The sequence below is a fragment of the Nitratireductor aquimarinus genome, from assembly GCF_017255295.1.
GTDB classification, from domain to species: Bacteria; Pseudomonadota; Alphaproteobacteria; order Rhizobiales; family Rhizobiaceae; genus Nitratireductor; species Nitratireductor aquimarinus.
On sequence record NZ_JAFKDE010000025.1, the window covers coordinates 1 to 917 of the forward strand.

At 55.2% G+C, this 917-nt stretch carries 1 protein-coding gene; it reads right to left on the reverse strand.

The features are described 5' to 3' along the window. Positions 1-365: 365 nt before the first annotated feature. A partial coding sequence (locus JYP46_RS22020; protein ID WP_206549370.1) for a hypothetical protein occupies positions 366-917 on the reverse strand: 552 nt, incomplete at its 5' end.

Consider the following 917-nt stretch of genomic DNA (forward strand, 5'->3'; position numbering starts at 1 on the left):
TTCCCATCACAGGCATCTCTCCACCGTTGATATCCAATGCAATCAATATGTTATCTGTACTCAGGTTCGATGTGAAGGGGCGTTTTTGGTCTACCGTTTGGTCTACCGTTGGGTGGAACGGTGACAGGCTCTGCGGCGTGAGCGTGTACCTTCAGTTAGTCCTGATCGGTGATACCTGAAGTGGGGGCTGCCGTTTGGTTTTTCATGGTAGGCTAAGGGGAGCCGGGGGGAGAACTGCTGCCGCCCTTCTTACGTTGGCGCTTCAGATTTTTCTGCTATTTCGGATTCCCCACTTTCGTTTTCGCGCCCCTGTCTGTCTTTGTCAGGCTTCGTCAGCGAAACAGACACGGATCCGGTCCCCACTCCTACAGTTCAACCTTGGAGCACCATCTTGCTGCTGGCACTGACAGAAGCACATTCAGTCTTTCCTGAAGATACTCCGCATAGCGGGAAGATGGTTTGTTCCGGTGGGTGTCGGTAATCAGAAGACGAACCACAGACGTCCAGAAGTGGTGTCTGTCCTGGTGGAGGAAGACATCGTTCAGCTCGACAAACTGGACCGTCAGAAATGCCCACCAGAGCCGCTCTGCCAGTCCCCTATTGTTCTCCCCAGGGTAACACTGCCGGATCCTCTCTACCTGCCCCACAGCGGCTTCATAGGCCGCCCTACGGATGCGACCCCTGGTGTCCTGGAAGTGGATGGGACGAGGTTCGAAGGCAATGTCGGCGATCTTCTGAAGCAGTCCCTGTGCCTCTTTGTCAGCTGCTATCTGTGGCCCTAGAACTTTCCTCAGATAGCGTTGATGGACGACAAGGAGCTGCTTGCCTGGTCCTGTGACAGGTGCTCCATAATGGCGAACCAAGGAGCGGTGATAGGCACAGTAACGACCCGTTCCGATCCGGACGCAGTGCGGAGC